This window comes from Paenibacillus sp. FSL H7-0331 (assembly GCF_001956045.1).
On the sequence record NZ_MRTH01000050.1, the window covers coordinates 14,053 to 35,975 of the forward strand.

A 21,923-nucleotide genomic window follows, 5' to 3' on the forward strand; every position below is an offset into this window, starting at 1 on the left:
GACCACTCCAACATTTTTTATTTATTGACCTACATCTAACTCATATCTATAGTATTTCACATTTAAAAATGCAGTCAATTGGTTATTTTTAGGTCGACTTGTGATTTTATGAGTCAAATATGATTGTATATCTTATTTTCGATTCCTTATTCATAACCGTGAAGCCCTTTGCACTCGTTCAGCCGCGAACTAACAAAGACCGTCCGAAGTGCCTCGGACGGTCTCTCTATGTGCTGCCTTATCAGCAGCTTCATGCACTTCACACCTTGGGCCGCTCATCGGACACCAACGTGTGGTTTGCAGTTAACTTAGGCTTCTTTTTCGCTTCAGTAAGTATCCCCTCCAGACGTTCACTCATCGTTTGACGATCCTGCAATCCTGACAGAAACATCATGACTTCCCGCTGAATCGCCCTGAACTGGGCATTCTCCAGCCCCAGCTCGGTAATGAGCCGCAAGGTCGGAAAAATCTCGCGATACATGTAAAATCGGGAAGGTCGGTATACCGATTCTTCTCCTTCCCATTCCATGGCGTGGCGATGAGCTGAGATATTCAGTGTCTTGCGGCGAACGATGAGCTGTGTCTCGTAGGAGCCAAGATAATCAACCAGCAATCCGGCTGCTTCTTTATCCCGAGATCTGCTGTTTACAGCCAAGCCATTAATGATCAGCAGCGTGCTCGTATCCTGCAGCCCTGGTAAAGGCGAAATATCAAAGGGAATCGATGATTGTCGGAGCTGATTCAAAAAATAGTAGGTCGTCATAATAACCGATACTTTTCCTTCCAAAAACAAGGCTTCCGCATCGGCGTTGCTTTCGGAGAGAATTCTTGGAAACACATCGGACATGGCCAGCAGCTCGCGGCAGCTGTCCAAGCCGTCCAGCAGCTTGTTATCAGACAAGCTATACCTCCCATTCTCATCTGCTTCAAATACTCGACCGCTCTGAAGAATAAAGATCGGCCACCGATTAAGAGAAGGCAAATAAAAATAAAAACCGAATCGATCCTCGTTCACAGCCAGCTGGTGACCATATTCGAAAAGATCGTGCCAGGTCCAGCTGCTGTCCGGGAATGGAACCTGCGACTGCTCAAAATGCTGTTTATTGTAGCACAGCACGACCGGCGAATATATAAAGGGCTGAACCAGCGTGTGCTCACCCTGTCGAAAGGGATCCAGCAACAACGGGTAGCAGTGCTGCGCCGGCTTTAGAGGCTCCAGCAAGTCCGTGCAGTCGTTCTCCAGAAAATCCTGAAAATTGTTGTTATTAATAAGTACCACATCCAGGATTCCAGACTCCATGTATTCCTTAAGCACTTTGGCATAACTCCCAGAGGGCAGCTCAACAGGCTTTACACGGATGTGCGGGTACTGTTCGCTGAAACCGGCCAACAGCTCCGACATCTCAACAAGGGCTGCAATCGAGTGTACATATCCAAATTTGATAGTTCTCGTCTGGTCTGGGGAAGGAGGTTTAACAAGATTGCCCACCCGTGGTATTTTCTCAATTAAGCCCTCTTGCACCAATACCTTCAGGCCATTGCGCACCGATGCGTTGCTGAGGCTGAATCGCTTTTCCAGATCACTTTCGGATGGCAAATACTCACCGATAGCGGTTTGGCCTGATATGATTTCCTGACGCAGGGTCGCAATCATCTCATCCAATCGCACCCGAAAATTTTTACGGCTTATTCTTTTTTCCATATTGTACCTCACTATGTACAGGCTAGCGCTTTCAATTGAAATCACCCATTTGTATCATCATACACCAAATCGTTATACCTTCACCATGTATGTCACAACTGGGCATCAAAAAAAAGAAGACGGAATTGCTCCCGCCTTCTTGCTTTTATTATGGTTGTACGACCAGTGCTTTCTTCGCTATATCAGTACGGCTGTGCTTGCCGGGGAACGTGATGCGCTCAACGGCTGCATAAGCCTTTGCACGAGCATCCGCAATATCGCTTCCCAGTGCCGTAACACCGAGCACACGGCCTCCATTAGTAACAATCTGGTTATCCTTCAGTGCTGTACCCGCATGGAATACAAGTGCATCCTGAACATCGTCCAGCCCTTCAATCGGCAGACCCTTAGGATAAGGACCCGGATACCCTTCAGACGCGATAACCACACATACTGCGGCTTCGTCACTCCACTGAATATCCATTTGTCCCAAATGACCATTAATCGCTGCCAGAAAAATGTCCAGCAAATCGGTTTTGAGCCGCGGCAGAACGACCTGCGCCTCTGGATCGCCAAAACGTGCATTGAACTCAATCGTCCTCGGTCCTTGCGGAGTGAGCATCAGACCGGCGAACAGGATGCCGCGGAACGGACGGCCTTCACTAACCATTGCCGCTGCTGTCGGCTTAATGATCTTCTCAATCGCTTCTTCGATCACAGACGGATCGATATGCGGCAGCGGTGAGTATGTACCCATGCCCCCTGTATTTGGACCTTTATCATTGTCAAACACCGTTTTATGATCTTGAGCAGCAACCATCGGACGTACTACATTGCCATCAACGAACGATAAAATCGACATTTCCTGACCGGTCATAAATTCCTCAATCACAACCTGATTACCGGACTCGCCAAAGATTTTGGCAACCATAATATCATGAAGTGCCTTCTCTGCTTCCTCCATGGAGTGAGGGATAATGACACCTTTGCCTGCAGCCAAACCATCTGCTTTAATAACAATCGGAATTTGCTGACTGTGCAGGTAGGCTAGCGCTGCTTCGTAATTATCAAAAGACTCGTAGGCTGCTGTTGGAATATGATATTTTTTAAATAATTCCTTGGAAAATACTTTACTCGACTCAATAATTGCTGCATTTTGACGCGGGCCGAACACAGTTAACTGTTTTGCTTCAAGGAAATCGACGATTCCCTCAGATAAAGGGTCATCAGGGCCGATAACGATGAGATCGATCGCATGATCCACTGCAAATTCAGCGATTTCCGCGAATTGATTCACCTGGATCGGTACGCATTCCGCTACTCCGGCGATTCCTCCGTTACCTGGCGCACAGTAAAGCTCACGTACCTTGGGGCTTTTTTTCAGTGCCCAGCAGATCGCATGCTCCCTGCCACCACCGCCTACAACTAAAATCCGCACTTTACATCCCTCCTAATCACTATGCTCAAGATTACTGCTTATTAATGACTTTTAATTCCGTTTGGCCATTATCGAGCTGAATGGTTTTGACCAGCAGTGAAATTTTGTTATCTTCATTCAACCGATCCCAGTAAGCATGCAAGGTCTGGTCGATATTGTCATATACAGGAACCAGCTTCGGCTCACCCTGGAACGATGGCAATGGATCGCCGTCTTCGGAATACGTGTGGATGCAGTGTCCGTAGCCTGCAATTGCCTGCTCGTAATGGAAAAATTGACGGAACGTTTGCTCAGGATTGCCTACATTGGATTTCAAGATGGACAGCTTGTACTGACAATGTGGATTGTTCAGTTCGATGAGTCCGGAAATACGCGGTGTGTAGTTTGGTGCGTCCGGTTCAAAGGTTCTTGTCGTTAATGCCTGCTCAAAAGTACCTCCTGCAAGCAAAGCATCATAGATCGTATCGGTTTGATCACCATTGGTTACAATGTGCGAGCCCTCGGTGTGCTTGAGTGGATAATAAATAATAAGTGAAGGATCGGTCAATAGCGCAGGATCCTTGGCTTCTGTACGCAGAAAACCATTCTCCTCTTGGACAAAAATCCGATTGCGGCTGTTCACGCTGCGCCCCATAATCCAATATACCTGGACAAGCTTGGTGCCATCTGGTGTCAGACCAATTACAATTCCCCGGCCCGGATACGGATTGTGTTGCAAACCTTCCAGGTTGTGCTCAGCTGTAAGCTTTTCATTTGCAGTCACTTAGATAGATCCCCCTTATAATTAAATCGATATCTGCTGTATGAATATTTACTGGCTGTATATTTTAGTGATGGAATAAACGAACGCCGGAATAGGTCATAACCATGTTGTAATCATTAGCAGCTTGGACGACTTCCTCGTCACGCATCGAGCTTCCAGCTTGAACGACGTATTTCACACCACTGCGGCTTGCACGGTCCAAATTGTCACGGAACGGCAGGAAGGCATCCGAACCAAAAGTAACGCCTTGCAGCTTATTCAACCATTCGCGTTTCTCTTCACGAGTCAGACGAACAGGTACTTCCTCAAAATATTGCTCCCAGCTGGCGTTTTCAAAAGAGGTTACTTCCTCCTCCAGCCACAGATCAATTGCATTGTTTTGTTCAGGACGGGTAATACCAGGACGGAATTTCATGGCAAGTGCTGCCGGATGCTGACGCAGGAACCAACGGTCGGTTTTATCACCAGCAAGACGAGTACAATGAATTCTGGACTGCTGACCCGCACCAATACCAATGGTTTGACCGTCCAAAGTATAGCAAATCGAGTTGGATTGAGTATATTTCAAAGTGATCAGGGCAATCAGCATATCGCGTTTTGCTTCTTCTGGAAGCTCTTTATTGTTCGTTACAATGTGAGTCAGTACTGAGCTGTCAATCACGGCATTATTGCGCTGCTGCTCCAGGGTCATGCCAAACAGATTACGCTTCTCGATAGGTGCAGCTGCATATTCCGGATCGATCTCAAGAACCAAAAACCCGCCTTTTTTCTTCGAACGCAGAATCTCCAAAGCTTCTTCCGTGTAGCCAGGAGCTACAACGAGATCGGAAACCTCACGTTTCAGCAAACGTGCCGTGGATGCATCCACGATATCGCTTAGCGCCGCGCAATCTCCGAAGGAAGACATCCTGTCAGCACCTCTCGCTCTTGCATAAGCAGTTGCCAGGGGAGACAGCTCCAAGCCTTCTACAAAGTAAGCCTTCGCCAGCTCTGGGCTAAGAGGGGCATATACAGCCGCTCCTGCAGGGCTTACATGCTTGAAGGAAGCAGCGGCTGGAAGACCTGTAGCCAAGCGCAGCTCACGAGCCAGCTGATAGCTGTTTAAAGCATCCAGCAGATTGATGAAGCCTGGGTCACCGTTGACAACACGCAGCGGCAGGTTGCCGTTCTCGCTGTAGATCTTGGCTTCTTTTTGGTGCGGATTCATACCGTATCGCAAATGGATTTCGTTAGGGTTACTCATCGTTTAATTCCTTTCCTATGCAGCTGTATTGGTGGAACTGGCTTTATATAGATGGAACATTTGAACTCAATAGCTTATTGATAAATACTGCAGTAGAACCTTTTAACGAGCTTCCATTGAATCTTGTTCTTATGGTGGAAGCTATGGGTTCAGCTTTATTTTTCCAGCTGCAATCTGTGCAATGACCTGCGGCAGCAGCACATGCTCGATTGGGTGTATACGCGCTGCCAAGCTTTCTTCTGTATCCTCCGGAGTAATGTCCAGGCTTTGCTGGGCTATTATCGGTCCTGTATCCATGCCGCCATCTACATAATGTACCGTGACTCCGGTTACTTTTACCCCGTAATTCAACGCCTGCTTGATAGCATCCAGACCTGGAAATGCAGGAAGCAAGGAAGGGTGAACATTAATCAGCCTCCCATACCAAGGCTCGACAAGCACAGATGTAATCAATCTCATATAGCCTGCCATTACAACCAGATCGATCTGCTCTTCCTCTAGCCGCTGTACAATCTCTCGTTCATACTGCTCTCTGCTTGCATAATCCTTCGCCCGGAACACAAATGTAGGTATCCCAAGCTTGTTCGCCCGCTCCACTACCTGTGCCTTGGGGCGGTCACAGACAAGAAGCCCGATGTGAACATCGAGCCTGCCAGCATTCACCGCATCCGCAATAGCCTGGAAATTGGACCCGCTCCCGGAAGCGAACACGGCAATGCGAAAGGACTTACTCATACAACGGCTCCGCTAAACGTAACCACCCGATCTCCTGAGGTTACATGACCCAGCGTATACACCTGCTCACCCTGCTCAGCAAAAATAGCTGTGGCTTCTGCAGCCTGCTGTTCTGGCACGATGATTACCATGCCAATACCCATATTGAAGGTACGGAACATATCGTTATTGCTGATTGCACCTGTTTCCTGCAGCAGCTGGAAAATCGGCAAAATCGGCCAAGAGCCATAATTGATTTCTACATTGACATCAGCAGGCAGCATCCGCGGAATATTTTCGATAAAACCGCCACCTGTAATATGCGCCAAGCCTTTAAGCTCAACCTTTTGCAATGCAGCAAGTACGGATTTGACATAAATCTTGGTTGGTTCCAGCACCACATCACCCAGCTTGCCGCCCAATGCGTCAATGGTGTCATGCAGGCTGTAGCCTTTTTCCTCTAACAACAGCTTGCGAACTAGAGAGAAACCATTGCTGTGCACGCCACTTGAAGCAAGACCCAGTACTACATCACCCGGACGGATTGTGGAGCCGTCAATGACTTTCTTTTTATCAACGATACCGACCGTGAAGCCGGCAATATCATATTCGCCTTCCGCATACATACCCGGCATTTCAGCCGTTTCGCCGCCGATTAATGCACAGCCTGCCTGAACGCAGCCATCGCTGATCCCTTTGATAATCGATTCGATTTTTTCTGGGATGACTTTATCACAAGCCAAATAATCTAGGAAAAATAAAGGCTCTGCACCCTGTACAATAATATCGTTAACACACATCGCTACAGCATCAATACCAATCGTATCATGCTTGTCCATAGCAAAAGCAATCTTGAGCTTCGTTCCTACGCCATCCGTACCTGATACCAGTACCGGCTCGTCGTACTTATCCTTATTCAATCCAAAAAGCCCACCAAATCCACCCAACTCCGTTAGAACCTCGGGACGAAATGTGGTTTTTACGTGTTTTTTCATCCGTTCAACTGCTTCATTACCAGCCGCGATATCGACTCCGGCCTTTTTATATGCATCCGACACTTGTTACACTCCTTTAACTTGGTTGGTGGGAGGGTTGGGCTGTTCGCAATTATGGGAGTAAGAGCATTATGCTTGATCGCCTAAGGTCGGCTCCGGGCTGTGCTGCTTGTCTGCGGCCGCTGTTGAAAATGGGTTATTGTGATTAGACTTGGTGGTGATAACCCATTTTCAAAGGCGGCCTAAGGTTTTCGTAAGAAAACCCGCTTCGTAAGCATTAGGCAAGCACACAGCCCTCCGCCTATAAGGCGATCAGGCACACCACTTACAAGCACAAGTGCGAAAGGCTCAACGCAGTCCACAACCTGCTTTTTATTAATGGTTGCGGGGCGGCTCTAGCCCCGCTAGTTGTTCAGTCGACGGGCCAGACTACGGCCGCGTTAAGTTGTTATTCGGTGGGCCATGCTCACGGCCCACTCTAGCTATTACTAATGTGCCTGGACATACGGCCCATTTAAGTTGTCACTTTATGGGGCGGCGCGGGACTCGCACCAACTAGTTTGTGGCTCGGCGGTGCAGGCGAATGCCTCCACCTTCTTTCTACTCACAGACAAGGTTCTGTGAGAGAGAAGTGCTTGTGAATTTGGATTCATCCAGGTGTATGGAGGAAAAGGGATTGCCATGGAAAGTGTAACGGCCGCCTTTGAAAGAAAGCTGCTTCCTGCAAGGAACCAATTCCATGCAGCTTTCTTTCAACAGCGTGTGTAATGGTATCCCTTTTCCGGAATAACCGTCCGTATGAATCCAAATTCACAGGTTTTCATTCATGCACTGCACTTTGCTCTCTCAGACCCTTAGTCGCACCCACATCCGACTTCCGACTCTTCAGTAATCCGTGTAGGGTACATATTGTCAAAACAGGCCGTACAATTTCCTTGATTCACATCGCCCTTAGGACGGCCGATTGAGTTTAACAAGCCTTCCTTACTAAGGAAATAAAGTGAATCGGCATTGATCGCAACCCGAATTTCTTCGATGGACTTTTGAGCCGCGATTAATTCTTTGCGGTCCGGGGTGTCGATTCCATAATAACAAGGATTCATAAAAGGCGGTGAGCTGATTCTTACGTGAACTTCGGTTGCACCTGCTTCACGCAGCATGTTGACGATCCGCAGTGAGGTCGTGCCACGCACGATGGAATCGTCGATCATCACAACCCGCTTACCCGCCACGATACTGCGTACAGCGCTCAGCTTCATTTTCACACCCTGTTCGCGCAGCTCCTGACTCGGCTGGATAAAGGTCCTACCGCTGTAGCGGTTTTTGATCAAGCCCAACTCGTAAGGAATACCGGTTTGCTCGGCGAAGCCGATAGCCGCTGAAATACTGGAATCCGGCACGCCAGTGACTACATCAGCGTCAACGAACGCTTCCTGTGCCAGCTGCTTACCCATCCGTTTGCGTGCAGAGTGAATATTAATCGAATCCATATCGCTGTCGGGCCGAGCAAAATAAATATACTCCATCGAACAAATAGCACGCTGCTTGATCGGTGAGAACCGATCCTCAATCAAACCGTTTTTCGCATCAAGTACAAGCAATTCACCCGGGATCACATCACGATAGTAGGTTCCCCCCACCGCGTCAAATGCACAGGTTTCTGAAGCGAACAAGTAAGCATTGCCCAGTCGGCCCATAACAAAAGGACGTAAGCCGTGTGGGTCTAAAGCTGCAACCAACTTATCCTTGGTCAGAAACAAAAACGCGTACGCGCCTTCCACCTGCAGCAATGCTTCTTTAACAGCCAGTTCAATTTCCGTATGCTTGGAACGTGCAATCAAGTGAGCAACAACTTCGGTATCGCTTGTTGTCTGAAAGATCGAACCCATGTCCTCAAGCTTTCTTTTCACCTCGGCCGCGTTAGTCAAATTGCCGTTGGTGGCAATCGCCAAATCGCCGCCACGATATTTGAACACTAGAGGCTGAGCGTTAGCCAGCTTGCTCTCACCCGCTGTCGAATAACGAACGTGCGAAATGGAGTTGGCTCCAGATAAAGTGGTTAAATTATCATTATTAAAAACTTCCTTTACAAGTCCCATGCCGCGATGGTATTTAAAGCTATCACCATCCGCTACACAGATCCCTGCACTTTCCTGACCGCGGTGCTGCAGCGCATGCAGACCATAATAGGAGAGCGAAGCGGCTTCGGAGTGACCATACACTCCGAAAACGCCGCATTCCTCCCCTAGCTTATCGAGCAGCCCGTCACGGCTGCCCATATCTTCATTATAGTAATTGCCTGTCCATAGCTGCTGCTCCTGCAATGTCTTTATTTCATCAGACATGGAATCGCATCCTTCCAAACCTTTTGTAGTTGTTCAACCGGTGACTGGATGACTGGTTTAGCGTTAATGTGGATATGCAACTCTGTTCCTTGAACTTGACCTAATTGCTGATATGGCACGCCTTGTTCGGAAATCCATTGCTTCAAAGCTTCCGCTTTTTCAGGCGAAGCGCTGAGCAATATACGGGATTGGCTTTCGCTGAACAGTGCAATATCATTGCGCAGCTCCGTAGAGAAATCGACTTGAGCACCCAGGTTACCACTGATGCAGCTCTCAGCAAGAGCTACAGCCAAGCCACCATCGGATAAGTCATGCGCCGAAGCCACGAGACCTTTTTGAATACCGCCAAGCACGGTGCTTAACAGCTTTTTCTCAACATCCAGATCAATTTGAGGCGGACGTCCTTCTGTAACTCCATGGAGTACATATTGGAACTCACTGCCGCCTAATTCTGCTTTGGTGTCGCCGAGCAGGATAATCACATCGCCTTCTTTTTTGAAGGCTTGTGTCGTAATATGATCGGTATCATGAACCAATCCAACCATTCCGATAACAGGTGTTGGGTAAATAGCACCTTTGGAGTTTTCATTGTACAAGCTGACATTTCCACCGATTACCGGTGTATCCAGCTTGCGGCAGGCTTCTGAAATTCCGTCTGCGGCTTTCTCCAGCTGCCAAAAAATGTCCGGTTTTTCCGGGCTACCGAAGTTCAGGTTATCTGTAATCGCCAGCGGCTCGCCACCGGAGCATACATTGTTACGAGCTGCTTCCGCAACCGCAATCTTGCCTCCCACTTCTGGGTCCAGATAAACAAAACGTCCATTGCAATCGGTCGACATGGAAAGCGCCTTGCGTGAGTCTTGGATCGTTACAACCGCCGCATCCGAACCCGGACGAACCGCAGTGCTTGTACGCACCATGTAATCGTATTGATTATAAACCCATTCCTTGCTGGCTACTGTCGGGGAAGCCAACACCTTTTTCAAAGCATCATTCAGATCCGTTACTTCAGCATACCGATTCGTATCCACCTCAGCATTAGCCAGATAGTACGCAGGTACTTGAGAAGGCTTATTATATACAGGAACTTCATCAACCAATGCCGTAACCGGCATGTCCGCAACCATCTCACCCTTGTGGAACAGCTTAAGCGCTCCGTCATTGGTTACTTTACCAACCTTTGCACAATGCAATCCCCAACGTTCAAAAATCGCTTTAGCCTGCGCCTCATCCTTAGGCTCAACAACGAACAACATCCGCTCCTGTGATTCGGACAGCATCATTTCATAAGGCGTCATGCCTTCCTCACGCTGCGGCACCTCATCCAGATACAATTCCATACCGTTACCTGCTTTGCTCGCCATCTCGGCACTCGAACAAGTAAGCCCGGCTGCACCCATATCCTGAATGCCTAACACGATACCTGAGTTAATCAAATCCAGACACGCTTCCAATACCAGCTTCTCCATGAACGGATCGCCTACCTGTACAGCAGGACGCTTCGCTTCGGACTCCGCAGTCAGTTCCTCCGATGCAAAAGTCGCACCATGAATACCATCGCGACCTGTAGCCGGTCCGACATAAAACACCGGATTGCCGACGCCTTTGGCAACACCCTTTTGAATCTTATCGTGATCGATCAACCCTACACACATCGCATTAACGAGCGGGTTGCCTTCATAGCTTTCATCAAACATAACCTCGCCGCCGACCGTTGGAATCCCGATACAGTTACCATAACCGGCAATCCCCGATACGACATGCTCGAACAAATATTTAACACGGTCATTCTTGAGATTACCAAAACGCAAACTGTTCAGAACAGCAATTGGACGTGCGCCCATGGAGAAAATATCACGGATAATTCCGCCCACGCCTGTAGCTGCGCCTTGAAACGGCTCGATAGCAGACGGATGATTATGACTTTCAATCTTGAAAACAACAGCTTGATTATCGCCTATATCGACGATCCCCGCACCCTCACCTGGACCCATTAATACCCGTGGTCCTGTTACAGGAAACTTACGAAGAACTGGCTTCGAATTTTTGTAGGAGCAATGCTCGGACCACATAACGCTAAATACGCCAATTTCCACATAATTCGGTTTACGTCCGAGGAATCCGCATACTTGATCATATTCCGCGTCTGTGACACCCATCTGCTTATAAAGCTTCTGCTCTGCAATTTGTTCCGCGTTTGGCTCTTTAACCGTTAACTGCTGCGCCATGTTGTTCCCTCCAAGTGCTCAAGATCGATGTAAACATCCGCTTGCCGTCCGCCGAACCCAACAATTCTTTTACTGCGCGTTCCGGATGCGGCATCATACCAAGTACGTTGCCCGCTTTGTTGCAAATGCCTGCGATATCATCCACAGAACCATTCGGGTTATTGCCTGCTTCATAACGAAAAACGATTTGATTGTTCGCTTGCAGTTCTGCAAGAGTAGCATCGTCACAATAGTAGTTGCCTTCGCCATGAGCGATTGGAATGTTAACCAGCTCACCTTTGTTGTACTCTTTTGTAAACGGATTTTCGTTATTGTCCACCTGCAGCATAGCCGCATGACAGCGGAATTTAAGCGAATTATTACGAAGCATGGCACCAGGCAGCAAACCCGATTCCAGCAAAATTTGAAAACCATTGCAGATCCCGATAATGTAGGTACCCTTCTCAGCCGCTTGCACAAGTGCCGTCATAACAGGAGCAAAACGAGCTATAGCGCCTGTACGCAAATAATCTCCGTACGAAAAGCCACCCGGTACAATAATACAGTCATACTTGGACAAATCGGTTTCGGTATGCCATACATATTCAACAGGCTGCCCGATTGTTTCTTCAACCGCTTTGTAGCAATCGATATCACAGTTGGAGCCTGGAAACACCAATACAGCGAAATTCATGATACTCTAATCCTCCCTTTATTCACCCGAAGTTTACCCTCCCAAACCCTCCCTATAGGGAGGGCCCCAAAGGGCGTTGCCCTCTGGACTCCCTTGGCATGTGTGCAAACTGGAGTGTTCTCGGGGCGCTTATCGTCCCTATCGGGACACGCTTGGCTTGGGTGATACGTTTCGTACGCATACTGTGCTTATGATGAGCGCTTCCGTCCCTTAAGGGACACGCTGAACTTTTGGTGCCGAGTGTTAACTCTTTAACATCAACTGCTTTAAACAGATCAGCATAGCTTCGCTCGCTGATGGTTGGCCTGACGGCTGGGGTTGAAGAGATTAAACCAATTCGTAGCGGTAGTCTTCGATGACTGTGTTCGCTAGAAGCTTTTCACACATCGATTTAACACGCTGCTCAGCTTCTGCACGATCAGCTGTGCCTAGTTCAAATTCTAAATATTTGCCTACACGTACTTTATCCACTTCTCCGAAGCCCATGGAGTGAAGTGCGCCTTGTACGGCTACTCCCTGAGGGTCGAGAACGCTTTGTTTGATCGTGACGTATACGGTTGCTTTTAACATGGGGATGAATCCTCCTTAGAGTTTTCGCAGAAAACTTACTTCGTAAGCATCTACTAAGTTTTCGCAGAAGACCTACTTTGTAAGCATCTACTGAGTTTTCGCAGAAGACCTACTTTGTAAGCATCTACTATGTTGCGCAGAGCACTCGCTTCGCAAGCGCCTGCTTGAGAATGGTTTTATATAATTAAGGTACTTAATATTAGAGGCTTGTGAGCTTTGGTTTAAAAGTTCGGTGAATCATGAGCGGAGCGGCCAAAGTGTTCTGGAGATAGCGAAGCGGTGCCTTTGTTCAAGAATTTCTACAGCTAAATATCTTATAAAATATAAGAAATCCTTGAACAACAGCAATCGTAAGAATCTTTGGCCGTGCAGCGGAACTTATTCACCGAACTTTTAAATTTTCACTTAACTAGCAGCTCATAGATGCTTCTGTAGCGGCGGGAGGTTTCCTCAACGACATCGGCGGGCAGCGGGTCGGGCTCGCTGTTTTTATCCCAATTCGTGCTGGACAGATACGTACGAACCGGTTCTTTATCCATACCATCGATTTCGATATCGAAGGCGTACTTTTCTTTGGCCCAGAAACGTGAGGAATCCGGTGTGAAGATTTCATCGATCAGAATGATTTCTCCATCAATGAGTCCAAACTCGAACTTGGTATCGGCTAATATGATGCCTCGCTCTTCACAAAAGCGATGAGCGAATTCATAAAGCATAATGCTCTTGGCTTGCAGCTGCTCGGTCAATTCGGCTCCGACCAGTTCTTTCATCCGTTCGATCGAAATATCTTCGTCATGACCCACATCGTTTTTGGCTGCAGGCGTGAAGATCGGCTTCTCGAAGCGTTCATTTTTACGCAAACCGCTCGGCAACTTTTGTCCATTGATCTCGCCTGTTTGTACATACTGGCGCCAGCCTCCACCCGTAATATAACCACGGACGACACATTCGATATCAATACGCTCCGCTTTTTTGGTGACCATGAAGCGATCCTTCATGATCTCACGGTCTTTGACAATATCGCCCAATTGATCAACATCGCCATGTACGACATGATTCGGTTGAATATGCGCGGTTTGCTCAAACCAGAATTTACTTAAAGAGTTGAGCACATTACCTTTGTCCGGCACTGCAGGTGACAGCACCCAATCGAATGCCGAGATCCGGTCCGTTACTGCGATCAAATAATGCTCCCCTAAATCATACAGCTCACGAACCTTACCTTTGTAGATCAGCGGTGCGCTCAGATAAGATTCGGCGCTCGAAATCGCCTTTGTTGAGACCATCGTTTGTGGTCCTCCCCTAAATTTATTATTCGGTTAAGCCCAAACGTTTGAATATCGTATCAACATGCTTTAAATGCCAGGTTGGGTTAAAGCAATCATCAATTTCTTCCGCACTCAGCTGCTCACGGATTACAGGCTCATTCTCAATAATATCGCGGAACGAACGCTGCTCTTCCCATGCCTGCATGGCACGAGGCTGCACGGTATCATATGCTTGCTCACGGCTGTAGCCTTTGTCGATCAGCTTGGTCATAACACGTCCGGAGAACGGTACGCCATAAGTGCTTTGCATGTTGCGCTTCATGTTTTCCGGGAACACGGTCAGGTTCTTCACAATCGTCCCAAAACGGTTCAGCATATAGTTCAGCAAAATCGTTGCATCCGGCAAAATAATCCGTTCTACAGACGAATGCGAGATATCGCGTTCATGCCATAAGGTTACATTCTCGTAAGCTGAGACCATATGACCACGAATGACGCGGGATAAGCCTGAAATGCTTTCACAGCCGATTGGATTACGCTTATGCGGCATAGCGGATGAACCCTTTTGACCTTTGGCAAAAGCTTCCTCAACTTCGCGAACTTCACTCTTCTGCAATGCACGAATTTCAGTCGCGAATTTATCCATGGACGTTGCAATCAGCGCCAGTGTCGCCATATATTCAGCATGACGGTCACGCTGCAAGGTTTGCGTCGAGATTGGAGCCGCTTTTGTACCCAGCTTCTCGCATACAAAGGTTTCAACAAAAGGATCGATATTCGCATAGGTACCTACTGCGCCGGAAATTTTACCGTACTGTACACCGTCCGCCGCCAAGCGAAAACGCTCCAGGTTCCGCTTCATTTCTTCCAGCCACAGGGCCATTTTCAAACCGAAGGTTGTCGGCTCGGCATGTACGCCATGTGTCCGTCCCATCATCGGTGTATCTTTATATTGAATTGCTTTATTCCGCAATATTTCAATAAAATTAAGTAAATCTTTTTCCAAAATTTCGTTAGCCTGTCTTAGCAAGTAACCTAGTGCCGTGTCCACAACATCTGTCGAGGTCAAGCCATAGTGTACCCATTTACGCTCAGGTCCTACCTTTTCGGATACCGCGCGCGTGAATGCGATCACATCGTGACGGGTTTCCAGCTCAATCTCATAAATACGGTCGATGTCAAAAGCAGCATTTTTGCGCAACTCCACTACATCTTCCTTCGGGATGACCCCAAGCTCAGCCCAGGCCTCGCAAGATAACAGCTCAACCTCCAGCCAAGCATTAAATTTATTTTCCTCTGTCCAAATCCGGGCCATTTCTGGCCTGCTGTAGCGTTCAATCATTGATTAATCCCCCGTTCTTCATGCTAGCTATTCATTCGTATTCCATATGCCTGAGGCTTCAATCCATTGCAAGGCTTCATCAACTGAAGGTGCAAGCACGTTCAAATGACCCATCTTCCGATTGTCCTTGGCCTCCTGCTTACCATACATATGTAGCTTTGCTGTGATGCCACTGCCAACCTGCTCCGATTCAGGCTGCATGATCCAGTCCATCGCGGGCTCGACATGCTGACCCAGAATGTTACCCATGACAACCGGTGTAAGCAGCTCCGTTGAGCCCAGCGGCAGATTGCAGATCGCTCTCATGTGCTGCTCGAACTGCGAGGTTTTGCAAGCTTCCATTGTATAATGACCGGAATTATGAGGCCGCGGCGCTAATTCATTCACATAAAGCTCGCCTTCGTGTGTGACAAACATTTCGACTGCAATCAGTCCAACCACATTTAATGATTCCGCAATTTGAATGGCCAACTGCTCGGCTTCCTGCTGCACAGCCTCATCCATGCGGGCAGGTACGATCGACAGATGCAAAATATTATTCACATGTATATTTTCCGCTGCGGGAAATGCCTTAACTTCTCCTCTTGGGCTTCGCGCCGCAATCACGGATATTTCTTTGTCAAAGTCGATAAATTGTTCGAGAACCAGCTCAGTTCCAGCCCGGCTGATTTCTTCATAAGCTTCATCAGCTTCATCAATCGAACGTATTACCCACTGTCCTTTGCCATCATAGCCGCCTGTCGCTGTCTTCAGCACACAAGGTGTGCCCAACCGCTGCAGCTCCTCACGAAGCTGTGCACTGCTCGCAATCTGCGCATAAGGCGCAACCTTGACGCCAGCTGATTCAATCGCCTGCTTTTCACGCAAGCGGTGCTGCGTAATATAGAGAAGTCGGCTGCCCTGAGGCACGTAGGATTCCTCCATAAGAAGCTCAGTCACTTCGGCATCGACATTTTCGAATTCATAGGTGATCACATCCGACTGCTCGGATAACATCCTCGCTGCCTCAATATCATGGTAAGCGGCCACAATTTGTCTGTCAGCCACCTGACCACAAGGGGAATCCACCGTCGGGTCCAGTGTAATAAACCGATAGCCCATCGCGCGTCCCGCCAGTGCCATCATGCGCCCAAGCTGCCCACCGCCTAACACACCAATGGTGCTGCCAGGACGTATTATCTTTTTGGTGTCTCTTCGATCATATTCACTCATTCCAGCACGCTGCTTTCTGTGATCTTCTCACGAGTCCGTTCACGACGCTCACGTACCTTTTGCTGCAGCTCAGGATCGAACGCTCCCAATATTTGCGCTGCCAGCAAGCCTGCATTCGTGGCTCCCGCATGACCAATCGCTACGGTGGCTACAGGAACACCACCTGGCATCTGAACAATAGACAGCAGGGAGTCCAGCCCATTCAGCGTAGACGTTTTAACGGGAACACCAATAACCGGCAGCTCCGTCTTTGCGGCAACCATACCGGGTAAATGAGCGGCGCCTCCCGCTCCTGCTATAATGACCTTCAAACCTCGTTCTACTGCAGATGCTGCATAGTCAAACATTAAATCTGGTGTACGATGGGCAGAAACAACCTTTTTCTCATAAGAAACTCCCAGCTCCTCCAGCATGTCACAGGCGTGCTTCATGGTTTCCCAATCCGACTGACTTCCCATAATGACTCCAACAAGAACAGACATTTCGACCTCCATAAATGGTTACTTTTGAAATACGTGCAAGCTTGAATGTGTATAGTATGAAAAGTCCGGCAGACCAAGATCACTATCATTGACCCACAGGACGGTAAAATAATCCCAAGCGCAAGCTAAGGCCTAACACCGAAGTGCTGACCTTTCATTTTCGTTATTTCGACAAGTTTAGATCAAAAAAAGAAAGCTTTTACGTGTTTAGTTTACAGGGATAGCGAGCGGCTGTCAACCTGAGAAGACGAACATTATACGAAATAATCATATGAAAAGTTCGCATTTCCAAAGCAGTTTGCTACATTCTCTCGATCTTGCTCGCTTTTTGCTTCATTTTAACTAGTTGAGTATAGGTTTCTTGGACTTCCTCTGCGTTCAACTCCCCTAGTGCAAGCTCATCCGTCGACATTTTTTGCCAACGCTCCACCATGTGCAAGCCAGAATCGATCCACTGCGTCTGGTCCACATCTGCATCCAGTATGAAAAATAACGTGTCCTCCGCCTTGGCCAGCCGCCCCTTACTCTCATAATAATGAACCAAAGGCTTCAGAACCCGCAGCGGCATCATTCCAGACTTGACGACAGCAAGCAGGTCTTCGATCCGTTCCTCCATCTCCTGCTCTATTTCAGAAGCTTCTCGCATCCATCTCATTTCGAGCAAGAGCTCCAGTGACTTCATGTAACATGCCATACCTTCAGCTTCTTCCTCGGCATCAACCAGTAAATCGCCCTCTGCCTTAAGCATGTCACTGAGCAGTAGGCCTTTACCGGCATCGAATTGACCCTGAGTCGTTAGCAATGCCATCAGGTCCTTCACGGATAAAGCAAGCACTAGCTTGGAATTCAGCCCCAGCAGCTGCTTCATTGCCTGTGTCAACAGCTCCATCGCTTCCGCAAATTGCTGGTTTCGCCGCTTGAACAGCACCTGACCCAGTGTCATCGAAAATTGTTCGATCATTCGCATCAAATAATCCCGTTGGTACAATGTGGTCCCTCCCAGCTATGAATTTGATTCGTATAAGTTCATTGTACCTTATTGGGGAGACGATTGAAAAAAGTCATGATGGTACAAAAAAGAACCGTCGCCGAGGGATACTCCCTAAGCTATGGTTCCATGGATTTTCTCGTAAGTACTTCTATTGGACAAGCACCGCTCCCACTTGTTTCAGAAGCATCCGTACATCGGTTTGATCAAACTTATTGTCACCGTTCTGATCAACTTTATTATTAATATCTATTAACACGTTGTTTATCGTTCTACGTGGGAATGTGAGTACTTCACTCGTAACCATTCCGTTTTTCACTGCAATCGCTTTTAGTGTCTGTGTCGATAGCAGATTTATTTTATTGCTGGCATTGTATAAAGTACTAGCCGTCGTGGGAACAGAGCCCTCCAGTGTGTAATAGATCGCTGCACCCGCTGTTGATGTGGACAGTGAGAATTGCTTCGTTGTGTCATTCGTAATTAAAGAATCCACTGTAGGAGTCGCCACTTTATTCGCTTCGAACACGCCATAAGTTGAAAAATGTGTTACTTTTGCAGACGCAACTCCCGTGTTATCGATCTCTGTTTTTTGATACTCCCAACTAAGAGTCGATGGATTATAGTAAAAGACGCCAACTTTGCTTCGATTCGCATTGGCATTCGTTGGAATCGAAACCTTCACCGGATGTAAAGGGTCAATCGTGATCCCTGTCAGTGTAAACTCCAAAGTTTTACCGGCGGAAACTAAACCTGTTCCGCTAGTATTCAGCGGGGTCACTTCCGTAACCGACACCTTGGCATTAGGGCCAAAAGTCGATCCTGTAAAATCGATCGTAGTTCCATCCGACAACGTAATTTTTGGAGCTGCTGTTGTTACAGGAACTTCCTGCTGACCACCAGTCGATCCACTAACAGCTCTTGTGATGGTTAATGAGTAGGTTAGTTTAGTAGTACCATCAGGTGCAGTAACTACAATCGTAAACACATTGGCCCCTTCGTTCAAATTGACCGGTTGGCCCACTGAAACATCATTGCCAGTGCTCAATTTGATCGTTATCTTAGCTCCCGATTCATAAACAGCGTTCGTTATCGTGGTCGTGTACACTGCGTTCGATACACTCGTAGATAAATTTCTATTGGCATCTGGAGAGATTGTTACGCCTTCAACTTTCAACGAGCTTAAAGTAGCATTATTAAACGATGCAGGAGCCGCACGTGTAATCTTGATATCATAATTCCTTCTAGATATGTTATCAGCGGCAAGTCCATGCACGTGTACCGTCGTAACCCCTTCTGGAAGATCAGTAACCTTAATAGTCATGGGAACTGTCACAGAGGCTTGGGCCGTCCCCCCTGATGGCTGATCAATACTGTCAACTACAAGAGATGCTGTTGTATCTGTCATAGTGACATCAAGCGCTGTATTCTTAATTTCATTGCTGACACTTAAACTAAAAACTGGCGGTTCGACAGTGCCTGAGTAGCCTAAGGCAGTAGTTTGAAGCTTGATCGATGCTATATTGGCATTGCTCGAAAGGCCAGTCAGCGCAAGTGTATATGGATTCATCAAGTCCCCATTACCTCCGCTGACGGATAAGCCAGACTTCAAATAAACGACAGGATGAACTTCCTTGCTGGACCAATCCGTCTCCAAGCTGCCTGCTCCATCAACATTATAAATGTAATAGCTATTGCCGGCATGTGCAGGGTTCATTAAAAACCATCTTGATTCCAGAAACGGATTCAACACCCCGGTACCTGATAGTGCTTGATATTGTGGAATCGATAGCAGCCCTACCGCTGCCTTGACTCTATACTCATCACTCCATCTTGATACTGATCCTGCTGAATACATTGTGTTATCAAATGGATACAAGGAAACGTTGCTGCTTTCCGCTCCCAGACTAGTTAAAAAATCATGATTTAAGTAATGGGCAATGCTGTATTCAGCCATAGGATCAAAACGATATCCTCCATCTCCCAACTCTGTACTCCATGCAGAACCGTATTCACTCCATTCGCAGCTGCTGGATTCATATTCATGAACGCATCCCGTATACGGTTCCAGAAGGATCAACTGCCGCTTCACCGCATCTGACAGTATCCATTTCTTCCCTCCGAATAGAACAATACTGCCGTTGTTAATACTCGTCAGGTTGTTACTATGCTTGAGAACCGGTCCTTCTTTGAAAATAACTAGATGATAGTCCATATAGTCTCCGGTTGCTGAAACTTTAATCTTCAAATCATTGCTGCCAAATGCCAAATTGGAAAAAGTGATTTCCCCACTGGTAGAATCCGTAGGCGTATAAACCGCTCTCGAATCTTCTGGCAAAATAGCCGCGGCGACTGATTTGGTAAGATTGATCTTCACCGTGTTCACTGATGAACTTACCACTGTATCATATTCATAATGCGCATCTGAAAAAACCGGACTCAAGGCCACAATTGCAGAGCTCTCATCTTTGACCGCCAAGCTTGCCAGACTAAGCTTATCATCATAATTAACCGTGATTTGACATACCTCACTTGCATTTCCCACAGCATCGTAATATTTAACATAAATGGTTTTGGGGCCTGCGCCTGGTGAAAGCAGATAGGGGACCTGGGGCTTGTATTCTAAACTATCGTAGCCATAAAAATCATTCGAATCCGATACTTCATATTCGGCAATTACTCCAGAACCAACATCAGTTGCTGACAAATCAAGCAAGATAGAGCGGCTGTACGTTGTTCCTCCGGCTGCGATTCCATGAACGGCAACAGACCCTGTAGGAGCTATATCATCCTTAGTATAAGTAACATCCGCCCAGTCAAGCTGGCTTTCGATGACACCTATTCCGATTTGTTGAGTGTAAGAATCCCCTTCTCGAATCACCGGATTATTTATCCCTGCATCCTCAGTAAATTCCAGTGTTACAGTCTGACCTGCTGCAATATGGGTATCAGAACTAGGTTCAATAAATAGATATCCGTCCATGCCGACGCGTGAAACTGCGATACCGTTCAGACGTACCTTGGAGGGGTCTATTGATTCTAAAGAATCATCTAGCTCCATGGGTGAAGACATTATTAGAGCAGTATCAGAGTCGATTGCTTGTCTCGCTTGGAAGGTTAGCTTGTAGTTTACTTTATGGATCCCTTCGTACAACTTGCTAAGAACTACTGTTAGTGTACTGCTTTCTATGGTTACCGGAATACTAACAGGATCTGTATCCGACGAAGTCCACAGGAGAATACTTTTTGTACCCCCTGTTACAGGATTCGATAATGCTTCTTTGATAATAGACAATTTCACTACAGATCCGGCAGACACAACATTTGCAATCTGGATTTGTAACTGTTGTCCGCTAACAACAATGGAGCTTGCTGCCAAATCGTTAACCGTAACGATAGGAATATACTGATAGATTTGATTAGTAGCAAAATTAATATGTTTATGATCCTCATCATTATTAATTTTGAAATCTGCTGGATAATTAATGGTTATCACACTACCGCTACTCAATGCGTTTGTGGCTGTGAATTGAAAGTCCCATGTATTGTTATTTCGTGCAAGTATGGTTTCTGGATACGTAGAAACCGTAGGCGAACTGACAGAAGTTCCTGCCACAGCCTGTGCCTTGTCCACATATAACAGCATCACCCCTGCCAATACAACAATCAGGCAGCCAATAATGGCCATTGCCTCTTTCAAAACCAATGTTTCCGCTAACCTCCGTTTGAATTTGAAACCCAAGTATGTACGCATAAACCATTCATTCCTTCTTTCTATATAAACTATTAATGATGATTATTGTTAATGATATCTACTATCTAGTTTATCTTATTTTTAGAAAGAAATCTTTATTTCCATTGTTAAATTTCATACATTTCCTATGTGAATTTGGTTTATATACTCCTGAATATACACAAATACATCCCTCTTCGCAGTATGCAAGGAGGGATGTACATATTTTCCATATAAATTCCATTTAAATA

General features: G+C 47.1%; 16 protein-coding genes. All 16 read right to left on the reverse strand.

From position 1 onward, the window contains the following. Positions 1–259 precede the first annotated feature (259 nt). On the reverse strand, positions 260–1,702 hold the full coding sequence (locus BK127_RS37195) for an extracellular solute-binding protein (RefSeq protein ID WP_076237743.1): 1,443 nt from the start codon (positions 1,700–1,702) through the stop codon (positions 260–262). Between the two features lie 148 nt (positions 1,703–1,850). Further along, entirely contained in the window at positions 1,851–3,119 is a 1,269-nt protein-coding gene (gene purD / locus BK127_RS37200; RefSeq protein ID WP_076237744.1) for a phosphoribosylamine--glycine ligase, read from the reverse strand. Between the two features lie 31 nt (positions 3,120–3,150). After that, entirely contained in the window at positions 3,151–3,882 is a 732-nt protein-coding gene (locus BK127_RS37205) for an IMP cyclohydrolase (protein ID WP_076237745.1), read from the reverse strand. 64 nt (positions 3,883–3,946) lie between these two features. Next, on the reverse strand, positions 3,947–5,125 hold the full coding sequence (locus tag BK127_RS37210) for a phosphoribosylaminoimidazolecarboxamide formyltransferase (RefSeq protein WP_076237746.1): 1,179 nt from the start codon (positions 5,123–5,125) through the stop codon (positions 3,947–3,949). Positions 5,126–5,266: 141 nt separating this feature from the next. Then, complete coding sequence (gene purN / locus BK127_RS37215; RefSeq protein WP_076237747.1) at positions 5,267–5,860, reverse strand: phosphoribosylglycinamide formyltransferase; 594 nt, start codon at positions 5,858–5,860, stop codon at positions 5,267–5,269. After that, the gene (purM, locus tag BK127_RS37220; RefSeq protein ID WP_076237748.1) at positions 5,857–6,897 is read right to left on the reverse strand and encodes a phosphoribosylformylglycinamidine cyclo-ligase; all 1,041 of its coding nucleotides are present in this window, start codon (positions 6,895–6,897) and stop codon (positions 5,857–5,859) included. The genes purN and purM overlap by 4 nt, the downstream gene beginning before the upstream one ends. Before the next feature lie 791 nt (positions 6,898–7,688). Continuing rightward, positions 7,689–9,179, reverse strand: coding sequence for an amidophosphoribosyltransferase (gene purF / locus BK127_RS37225; RefSeq protein ID WP_076237749.1), 1,491 nt, complete (start codon positions 9,177–9,179; stop codon positions 7,689–7,691). Further along, on the reverse strand, positions 9,164–11,407 hold the full coding sequence (gene purL / locus BK127_RS37230) for a phosphoribosylformylglycinamidine synthase subunit PurL (RefSeq protein ID WP_076237750.1): 2,244 nt from the start codon (positions 11,405–11,407) through the stop codon (positions 9,164–9,166). Before purL ends, purF begins: the two co-directional genes overlap by 16 nt. Beyond that, complete coding sequence (gene purQ, locus BK127_RS37235; protein ID WP_076237751.1) at positions 11,385–12,080, reverse strand: phosphoribosylformylglycinamidine synthase subunit PurQ; 696 nt, start codon at positions 12,078–12,080, stop codon at positions 11,385–11,387. The genes purL and purQ overlap by 23 nt, the downstream gene beginning before the upstream one ends. A 327-nt stretch (positions 12,081–12,407) precedes the next feature. After that, positions 12,408–12,650, reverse strand: a complete 243-nt coding sequence (gene purS / locus BK127_RS37240; RefSeq protein WP_076237752.1) for a phosphoribosylformylglycinamidine synthase subunit PurS — start codon at positions 12,648–12,650, stop codon at positions 12,408–12,410. A 401-nt stretch (positions 12,651–13,051) separates the two neighbouring features. Continuing rightward, positions 13,052–13,936, reverse strand: coding sequence for a phosphoribosylaminoimidazolesuccinocarboxamide synthase (locus tag BK127_RS37245; protein WP_076237753.1), 885 nt, complete (start codon positions 13,934–13,936; stop codon positions 13,052–13,054). 25 nt (positions 13,937–13,961) lie between these two features. Further along, positions 13,962–15,260 carry an adenylosuccinate lyase gene (purB, locus tag BK127_RS37250; protein ID WP_076237754.1) on the reverse strand — a complete coding sequence of 433 codons (1,299 nt, stop codon included), beginning with the start codon at positions 15,258–15,260 and terminating at the stop codon, positions 13,962–13,964. Between the two features lie 27 nt (positions 15,261–15,287). Next, the gene (purK, locus tag BK127_RS37255) at positions 15,288–16,472 is read right to left on the reverse strand and encodes a 5-(carboxyamino)imidazole ribonucleotide synthase (protein WP_076237755.1); all 1,185 of its coding nucleotides are present in this window, start codon (positions 16,470–16,472) and stop codon (positions 15,288–15,290) included. After that, entirely contained in the window at positions 16,469–16,954 is a 486-nt protein-coding gene (gene purE, locus BK127_RS37260; protein WP_076237756.1) for a 5-(carboxyamino)imidazole ribonucleotide mutase, read from the reverse strand. Before purE ends, purK begins: the two co-directional genes overlap by 4 nt. 301 nt (positions 16,955–17,255) lie before the next feature. Then, complete coding sequence (locus tag BK127_RS37265) at positions 17,256–17,942, reverse strand: DUF6483 family protein (RefSeq protein ID WP_076237757.1); 687 nt, start codon at positions 17,940–17,942, stop codon at positions 17,256–17,258. Between the two features lie 151 nt (positions 17,943–18,093). Further along, positions 18,094–21,639 (reverse strand): cadherin-like beta sandwich domain-containing protein, encoded by a 3,546-nt coding sequence (locus BK127_RS37270; protein ID WP_179097739.1) that lies wholly within the window; start codon positions 21,637–21,639, stop codon positions 18,094–18,096. Positions 21,640–21,923 lie beyond the last annotated feature (284 nt).